The 8745-nt window shown below is 61.4% G+C and carries 9 protein-coding genes; all 9 read right to left on the reverse strand.

Annotation, left to right across the window (positions count from 1 at the left end):
* Positions 1 to 11: 11 nt before the first annotated feature.
* Positions 12 to 1226 (reverse strand): TrbI/VirB10 family protein, encoded by a 1215-nt coding sequence (locus EOA36_RS01765; RefSeq protein WP_126057785.1) that lies wholly within the window; start codon positions 1224 to 1226, stop codon positions 12 to 14.
* Entirely contained in the window at positions 1223 to 2248 is a 1026-nt protein-coding gene (trbG, locus tag EOA36_RS01770; RefSeq protein ID WP_127232321.1) for a P-type conjugative transfer protein TrbG, read from the reverse strand. The genes EOA36_RS01765 and trbG overlap by 4 nt, the downstream gene beginning before the upstream one ends.
* 1 nt (position 2249) lies before the next feature.
* On the reverse strand, positions 2250 to 2981 hold the full coding sequence (trbF, locus tag EOA36_RS01775; protein ID WP_126063930.1) for a conjugal transfer protein TrbF: 732 nt from the start codon (positions 2979 to 2981) through the stop codon (positions 2250 to 2252).
* The gene (trbL, locus tag EOA36_RS01780; RefSeq protein WP_126057783.1) at positions 2982 to 4304 is read right to left on the reverse strand and encodes a P-type conjugative transfer protein TrbL; all 1323 of its coding nucleotides are present in this window, start codon (positions 4302 to 4304) and stop codon (positions 2982 to 2984) included.
* A 33-nt stretch (positions 4305 to 4337) separates the two neighbouring features.
* Positions 4338 to 5063 (reverse strand): P-type conjugative transfer protein TrbJ, encoded by a 726-nt coding sequence (gene trbJ, locus EOA36_RS01785; RefSeq protein WP_024502854.1) that lies wholly within the window; start codon positions 5061 to 5063, stop codon positions 4338 to 4340.
* The gene (trbE, locus tag EOA36_RS01790; protein ID WP_126057782.1) at positions 5060 to 7510 is read right to left on the reverse strand and encodes a conjugal transfer protein TrbE; all 2451 of its coding nucleotides are present in this window, start codon (positions 7508 to 7510) and stop codon (positions 5060 to 5062) included. The genes trbJ and trbE overlap by 4 nt, the downstream gene beginning before the upstream one ends.
* The gene (locus EOA36_RS01795; protein ID WP_024502852.1) at positions 7504 to 7776 is read right to left on the reverse strand and encodes a VirB3 family type IV secretion system protein; all 273 of its coding nucleotides are present in this window, start codon (positions 7774 to 7776) and stop codon (positions 7504 to 7506) included. Before EOA36_RS01795 ends, trbE begins: the two co-directional genes overlap by 7 nt.
* On the reverse strand, positions 7776 to 8084 hold the full coding sequence (locus tag EOA36_RS01800) for a TrbC/VirB2 family protein (RefSeq protein ID WP_126057781.1): 309 nt from the start codon (positions 8082 to 8084) through the stop codon (positions 7776 to 7778). The genes EOA36_RS01795 and EOA36_RS01800 overlap by 1 nt, the downstream gene beginning before the upstream one ends.
* A 12-nt stretch (positions 8085 to 8096) precedes the next feature.
* On the reverse strand, positions 8097 to 8745 hold a 649-nt coding region (locus EOA36_RS01805; RefSeq protein WP_127275342.1), incomplete at its 5' end, for an ATPase, T2SS/T4P/T4SS family.

Genomic DNA, 8745 nt, shown 5'->3' on the forward strand with positions numbered 1-8745 from the left:
ATAACTCCTGCTCAACTGGCGTATGGCCGCAGCACGATGTCCTTGTGCACGATGACGCGCAGTGGCCAACCTGGGCGGACGACGATGGTGGGCTGGATATTGAGGTTTTTTTCGGTGATGCGCTGGCCGGCTCGACTGGCGTTCTGCTGGGCTGATTCCCGGATCGCCTTGACCAGATCGCTCTCGTTTTCGCCGAGGCTGAATTCTGTGCCGACACCGAGCAATGTGGCAAGCGCCACTCCCTTGATCATCTGCCAAGTGTGGAAATCGACTTTGTCTTCCAGCCCTGCGTAGCCGGCGGTGTCGCTCGCGGGCAGATTGTCGATTTCGGCCGACGAGCCGTCGGGCAGCAGAATGCGCTGCCAGACCAGCAGCGCTCGCTTTTGCCCGAACGCGACGACGCTGTCGTAGACGCCGATAAGACGTGAGCCCTGCGGAATCAGCAATATGTTGCCCGTGACCGTGTCGTGCACATTTTCGGTGACTTGCGCGACGACAAGGCCCGGCAAATCGGAATTGATGCCGGTGATCAGGCTGGCGGCAATCACGCTGCCAGCCATCAGTTGATATGGCGAGATCGGCGTCTGAAGCGCATGCGGATTGTAGATCCCGCCAGTGCTCCGCTGGCTGAGAAAATCAAGCTTTCGCTGCTGATTGTTCTGGTCGCCTTCCGCCGCCGCCACCGAGGCTGACGCGCGTCCTGCTTCGGATTGGGGAAGCGCCTCAAATGGATGCTGAGCAGTTTGCACGCTCTCTCCGACATCTGTCTGTTGAGCTCGATTTTCGACGCGGAAAAGCACCCGCGATTCACGCGCTTCGATCGCCTGCTGCGCTAGACGCTGCTCCTCGGCCGAGATGTCTTGGCCCGGCACGATGCCGAGCTGGCGCTGCCGCTCGAGGATGGGGCGGCCGAGGTCGCCCGGCAAAGGTAGCCCAAGGACGGGAGGCTTTGGCTTCATGCCGGAATAGTCATGGGGAAGCGTATCGAGTCCCTCGGCGGTTGGTTTGCGCTCAGTGTTGTAGAGATCTTCCGCCTGATCCCTGATGCGAAGGGCCGGCCCCTGGAGGGCGATCATGGTAACGCCGAAGACAGCGCCGGATCCGAGCGCTGCGATAGCGATGATCACACCGCGCCTGAACCGCACCACGCGGCGGGGAGAGGCCCGAAGCTGCAGTTCCTCGGGATCCAGTTTCGGCGGGATGCCAGAGCGGGAATTTTCGATCATGAGCCCTCACCTCGCCGGCTGCCGCGAAAGAGCGAGATCCGCCGTTGCGGTTGCCTGCCGTCAATCCTGCTGATGCGGATCACCTGCTGCCGCTTGGTGCCGAGGCGAAGTTCGGCCGCGGCGAAGAGCCGATCGACGATGTAATAGTTGCCGCGCACGCGATAGTTGACGAGCTCGCTGCTCCCATCTGCGCCGACGATGAAGAGTGGTGGCGCCTCGCCCTGATCTATGCGACGAGGGAACTCAATATAGACCTTGCTGCCGTCGTCGAAGGCTCGCGTCGGTCTCCAGGGCGGTGTGTCGCCACTGATTGAGTAGCGAAAGCGAAGGTTTTCGAGCGCGATGTTCGACGCGACCGGTGTAACTGCCTCGGCTTGAGCATTGCGCTGGCGAAGCGCGATGATCTGGTCTTGGCTGTAGGTCCAGGAGATTGCCGCCATTGCGGTCTTCTCGGTGCTTTGAAGCTGCAAATGATAGGTCCGCCGGTCCGTCGTAATGACGACATTGGTGGCAAGACCCGGCGCGAAGGGTTTTACCAGAACATGGGTGCGCTGATTGTCACCGGTGCCGCTTGCGGTATCGCCAATGACCCAGCGCACGGTGTCGCCAGCCGACACGGCGGTTAGTTTCTCGCCCGGCTGCAGAGCGATGTCGGTCACGCGCTCCGGCGCGGCATAGAGTTGATAAAGCGCGCCATCGGTGAAGGGGTAGACTTGCACTGCATTAACATACCCGTACTTGGTGGGTTGCTGGGTCGCGGCTTTGTTGGCATCAGCGACGCGTTCTTCAGGAGGGCGCTTGTCCTCGGCCTTGCCGGGCTCGGGCTGCATTTGGCCAGGCAGCGGCAGTGGTTTTGGCACCTCGACAATTCTAATCGGCCTCTCCGGCGCTTTTTCGATCGCGGCCGGTTTGAAGTCGGCAGCGTCATAGGAAATCTCAGGCGGCGGCACCTTCTTCGATGCACAAGCGGAAACGACCGCTGCCGACACCGATAGGATCAGCACGGCACGAATCGGTGACATTTTACCTTTCATTGGTGGACTCCGTCGGAGAAAGGGGGGCTGGGACGGCGCTGTCGAGCTCGCGTGACCAGTCAATGGCATTGATGAAGACGCCGAGCGGATTCTTGCGCAGCTGATCCGTATTGCTTGGCGAGCGGATCACGATCGTGAGGATCGCAGTCCAGCGCATCGTGCTGGCAAGGCTTCCGCGCTCAAACACCTGCTCGGTCCATTTGACCTGGAATGAACTTTCGGAGGCTCTGACCACGCTGGTGACCTGTACCGAAACACTGCGCGTTCCGATCTGACCGAAGGGGTCGTTCGCCTTGGCGTATTCGTTGAGGAAGAGCGCTGCGCGATCGCTAGCAAAGTCGTACGCTGCCAACCAGTTCTGCCGAACCAAAACCGGATCGGTGGAAACGGAACGGACATTCTGGATGAAGCGGCCGAGATGCCAGGCGATCTGAGCATCCGAGGGCTCATAATTCCGGACCGCCGGCGCGACGGCGCGCGTCTCGCCGAAGCCATCGACCTCGACGACATAAGGCACGACACGGCTTTGCATCGACTGCCATACGAGTCCGCCGGAAAGCCCGGTCGCCAAGGCCAGGCAGCCAAGGGCCATGATCCGCCAGTTCCTGGCCTGCAGTCGAGATGAGCCGATGCGCTCGTCCCACAGTTGGGCGGCTTTTTGATACGGCGTGACCGGTTCGGGTGTTTTGCCGTAACGGTGCACGGGTCGCTTGAAGAGCATCTAGTCATCCTTGTCGTTGAGAGAGGGGTTGGCGCTGCCTCCCGGCCGGTCTCCGTCTCGGACAGCTTGCATGGCAGCGTGGCGATTTGCCCGGGCGGTCTGTTCAGAACGTAGGCGCCTTGCCCACGTCGGCGCCGAAACAGTGGCCGAACCGGCAGAGCGTTCGGTCATTGACGCTGTCGGCGCGCCGCCGGTCGCGGTCCACGCGGCATCGCGCCCGGCATCGGCGTTGCGCCCAACACTTGCAGTGGCGGATCGCGCTATGCGTATAGCGGCGCCGCCAGCTGCACTGGTTACACCATGCATTCCAGCAGCCACACCGGAGAGGCCAGCGTCGGGCGAGGTTGCGCGCCCGATCTGCCATGACGTGGAAGCAGCCGATCCCATTGTTGTGCCGGCTCGGATGGCGGCGAGACCGCCGCTGGTTGCCATACGCGCGCCAGCAAATGCTGTGCCTCCAGCAACGAGTGATACACCCGCTGCCGCCGCGGTCGTGCCGAGGGCGGCGCCCGCCCCAAGCTGCGGTGCGCCTGAGACAAGACCCGACGCGATCCCCGGCCCAAAAATGCCAAGGCCAAGCAGTGCCAGTGCGCCCAGTACCTGGGACATGGCACCGGCAAGATCCGGCTCCTTGCCTTGCAATGCGGAAGCGAACTCCCCGAAGAGCGTGGAGCCGATACCGACAATGACGGCGAGCACCATCACCTTGATGCCTGACGAGATAACATGGCCGAGCACGCGTTCGGCCAGGAACGCTGAACGGTTCCAAAGTGCGAATGGAACCAAAACAAAACCTGCCAGCGTGGTGAGCTTGAACTCTAGGATGGTGATGAAAAGCTGGATGGAAAGGATGAAGAAGGCGATGATAACCAGGAACCAGGCCATCAGCAGCACGAAGATGGTCAGTGCGTTGCCGAAGATTTCCGGGAAGCCCAGGAGCTGACTGGCTTGGTCAAGCATTGGCCAAGCACCTTCGAAACCGGTCGCGGCAATGCGGCCCGGGCGCAAGAGATTGTCTGCCGACAGATTGCCGGCCGACGCCTTAATCCCGAGACCGGCAAAAGAACGATAAACGATATCGGCGAGGTTCTTGAAATTGTTCAGAATGAAGGCGAAGACGCCAACATAGAGCACCTTGCGGACAAGCCGGCCGAGAACGCTGGTTTCGTCGCCGAGCGCCCACGCCAGGCCGGCAAGTGTGATGTCAATGCCGATCAGAATGGTAGTGAGGAAGGCGAGGTCGCCCGATAGCAGACCGAACCCGCTGTCGATGTAGCGGATGAAGGTCTCCATGAAGCGATCGATGACGCCAAGGTCGTTCATGCCGCTGCCTTTCTCGTCGTGATGAACTCGTGATTAATTGCCGGGATAAGCCGAGCCGGTACCCAAGAACCGCTTCGTCATCTCGCGGGCGGCTTCGTCTGACTGGGCCTTGCGGGCGGCATCCTCGGCCTCAGCTCGAAACTGCGTTGCGAGCAGCGTCTGGATCTGCATCTGCTGTTTTGTCGAAAGCGCCATCAGCTGGTTGGTGGCCTGGCTTGCCTGAAGCGCACCGGCCGCCCCTTGGCTGCGGTTGACGAGATCGGCGAGCAGATCGCCGTCGGCGCGGACGTTCTCGACGATTTGCGACTGGACACCCATGGTCTGGCGGAACGCCTGCATGGCGGTTTGCCAACGCTCCCGCGCAGCACTCGCCACATCGCTGACTTTGATCGTGGCGTCGTAGCTTTCCGGATATTGGCTGCGCCACTGGTCTTGAAGCTTGCCCAGATCAAAGCTGAGGCCACTCGCCTGGTCCATCAAGCCGTCGATGCGATGGAGCGAACCGGTGAGTTGGCCAACGGAAGAGAAATCCAGACGCTGAAGATTGCGCGCCATGTTCTGCAGCATGGTCGCCTGATTCTGCAGCGACTGGATTTGGTTGTTGATCTGCTCCAATGCGCGCGCGGCCGTCAGCACGTTCTGCGCATAATTGGACGGATCGAACACGATAAGGGCGTACGCGGGCTGCACATAGTCGGCCATAGGCTTGGCGATCAGGGAAACGGTGATCAGGCCGGAGAGAAGGCGTCGCCGCATCATGAGAATTGCTCCTTGTCTGGTTGAGGGAATTGCTTGAGAAGTTCGCCGGCCCAATCGAGGCCGCGCGCGATCAGGAACTGCGAGGCAAAGCTGCCTTGCCCGTCTTCGGACATGATCCTGTCGATCAGAGTCTGCGTGGCCGGATCGGAAGCACCGCAAAGCGCAAGAGCGATGGGGCCAAGCTCGAGCTCGAACAGACGGTTGCCGCGGCGCGATTGCAGATAATACTGACGCTTCGGCGTGGCGCGGGCGATCAATTCGATCTGCCGCTCGCTTAAACCGAAGCGCTCGTAGGCTGTGCGCGCCTGGGGTTCCACGGCACGATCATTGGGAAGGAAAATGCGCTGCGGGCAGCTTTCGATGATTGCCGGCGCTATGCCAGAGCCCGCGATATCAGCCAGCGACTGCGTAGCGAAGACAACCGACACGTTCTTCTTTCGCAGCACCTTCAGCCATTCGCGGATGCGGGCGGCGAACAGCGGATTGTCGAGATAGACCCACGCCTCGTCGAGCATGATCAGCGTGGGCCGTCCGTCGAACCGTTCCTCAAGTCGCTGGAACAGATAGGTAAGCACCGGCAGCAAAGCGCCTTGGCTGTGCATTAACTCCTCGGTCTCGAAACACTGCACATCCGACAAGGCCAGCCCATCATGATCGGCATCGAGCAGGCGGCCGAAGGGACCGTCGAGCGTGTAGGGCATCAATGCGGTCTTCAGCGCATTGGATTGAAGCAGGACCGAAAGACCGGTCAGTGTGCGTTCCTGCGCCGGCGCGGTGGCAAGGCTGGCCAGCGCTGACCAAATAGCCTCCTTCACCTCCGGCGTGACGGTGACGTTCTCGTGGGCAACAAGGCTGGCGATCCATTCGGCCGCCCAGCTTCGGCTAGCCTGGTCGTTGATGCTGCGCAGTGGCTGAAAGGCAAGGGAACCGTCCGCTCCTAGCGCGTGGTGTTCTCCACCCATGGCAAGTGTTGCAGCACGGGCCGAATTGCCTTTGTCGAAGACATAAACCTGGGCGCCGGCATAGCGCCTGAACTGCAGAGCAATCAGAGCAAGCAGAACCGACTTGCCGGCGCCGGTCGGACCAACAACCAGCATGTGGCCGACATCTTCGACGTGGGTGGAAAGCCGAAACGGTGTCGACCCACTGGTCTCGGCAACGAAAAGCGGTGGCGCTTCGGTTTGGGTGACTTTCGCGAGATGCTCGTTTGTCGCAGGACCGGCCCAAACCGACGACAGCGGCATGAGATGGGCAAGGTTCAATGTATGAACGAGCGGTTGGCGAACGTTAGCGTAGACATGGCCAGGCAATGAGCCGAGCCAAGCCTCGACCGCATTGACGCCTTCTCGGATCGTGGTGAAGCCGAGCCCATTGATGATGCGCTCGACCGCGCGAAGCTTCTCTGCAGCGGCTTGGCGATCCTCGCCCCACACCGTCACGGTGGTGGTGAGATAGCCGAAACTCACATGATCACCGCCCAATGCCTGAAGGGCTTCGTCGGCATCGAGCGCCTTGTTGTCGGCATCGTTATCGACAAGCGGGACCGGCTCGTTGGTAATGACCTCGCGTAGGATTGCCACGATCGATTTGCGCTTGGCAAACCACTGCCGGCGCAATCGCGTCAGCGTCTTCGTGGCTTCCGTTTTCTCGAGCGGAATGAAGCGCGTCATCCAGCGATAGGCGAAATCCTGATGATTGAGGGTATCGAGGATTCCGGGCCGGGTGAGGTTCGGAAAGCCGAGGATGGTCAGTGTGCGAAGATGCTGCTCACCCAGCATCGGCTCCAGGCCACCGGTAAGCGGCGCATCGACCAGGATTGCATCCAGATATATCGGCGTTTCCGGGGCCATGATAGGATGGCGACGAGGCGAAATCGTGCCGTGGAGGTAGGTCAACGTCTGAGCATCATCGAGGACGCGTACTTCGGACATGAAACCCGAGAAGAGATCGAGCACGCGGTTGGTCTCGTCACGGAACCTCGCCAGATCCTGGCGCCAGTCTCTTTCTCCTCGGGAATAATGAGAGTCGACGAGCGCGCTTTCTGCGCGCGCCTGGGCGTCCGGCGGTGGCATAAACACCAAGGTCAGATGATAGCGGCTCTCGTAGTGCGCTACCTTCCCCTCGAAAGCAGCGCGGCGTTCTTCGTCGACCAGCCACGACGCGGCGTCAGGAAAATGCGAGTTCGGATAGCCCAGCGCTTCTGTGCGCTCGGCCTCAAAGAACAATGCCCAGCCAGAGCCAAGGCGTCTGAGAGCATTGTTCGCCCGGGCGCAAATGCCGACGAGTTCAGCCTCCGTCGCACTTTCGAGATCCGGGCCGCGGAACCGCAACGTCCGCTGAAAGCTGCCGTCCTTGTTGAGCACGATGCCGGGCGCCACCAAGGCAGCCCAGGGTAGATGGTCGGCAAGCCGGTCGGCTTTGCTTCGATATTCCGAAAGGTTCAGCATGCAAGCCACCCCTTCAGACGTAGGTGGCGCACAAGCACGCTGGCGAAGTCCGGATCGCGTCTTGCGGCAAACACCGCTAACGAGTGGCCTGCGATCCAAAGCACCAGACCAGCAATCCATTGCTGCAAGCCGAAGCCAATGGCCGCGGCCACTGTACCGTTGAGGATCGCCACCGCGCGCGGAGCCCCGCCGAGCAGGATCGGCTCGGTCAGCGCCCGGTGGACCGGTACTGCGAAGCCCTCGATATGCTGCTCCCCGGCGGCCATCAGACGAGCGCCCCACCACCGAAGGAGAAGAAGGAGAGGAAGAAGCTCGATGCCGCGAAGGCGATTGACAGACCGAAGACGATCTGAATCAGGCGCCGAAAACCACCGGCGGTGTCGCCGAAGGCAAGCGTCAGGCCGGTGGTGATAATGATGATCACCGCAACGATCTTGGCGACCGGTCCCTGCACGGACTCCAGGATCTGCTGCAGCGGCTGCTCCCACGGCATGCCGGAGCCGGCGGCATAAACCGGGGCCGTGTTAAGAAACGCGAGCGCTGTGGACGAAAGAAAGCGAAGCTTCTTGCGCATGAGGAAGGCCTTTCAAAGCTGCTGGAGTTGCGAAAGCGTGAGCGGGGCAACGGCGTAATCGCCGCTGCCGTCGAGACCGGTGACCTCGGCGATTGCGTCGATGTGGCGCGACGAGCCGCGTCCCGCTATGAAGACGATCAGATCTATCGCCTCAGCGATGAGCCGGCGGGGAACGGTGACCACCGCTTCCTGGGCGAGTTGCTCAATGCGATAGAGAGCCGAGCGCGCGGAATTGGCGTGTACGGTAGCGATGCCGCCTGGGTGCCCGGTGTTCCATGCCTTCAGCATGTCGAGCGCTTCCGCGCCCCTCACCTCGCCCACGATGATGCGGTCCGGCCTGAGCCTCAGCGTCGAGCGCACGAGATCGGCAAGGGTGACCGAGCCCCGCCTTGTTCTCAGGGCAACGCAGTCCCTGGCCGCGCACTGCAGTTCGCGTGTGTCCTCGATCAGGATCACCCGATCGTCGCATTCGGCGACTTCAGCCAGCAGAGCGTTGGCGAGTGTTGTCTTCCCCGAGGAAGTGCCGCCGGCGATCAGCATGTTGCGCCGCTCGCGGACGGCCTTTTTCAGCGCATCGGCCTGCAGCGGCAGCATGATGCGTTCGGCAACATAGTCGGCCAGGGTGTAGACTTTCGCGGCGGGCTTGCGGATGGCAAAACAT

Origin of the sequence: Mesorhizobium sp. M8A.F.Ca.ET.021.01.1.1, assembly GCF_003998025.1 — a bacterium.
Lineage (GTDB): Bacteria > Pseudomonadota > Alphaproteobacteria > Rhizobiales > Rhizobiaceae > Mesorhizobium.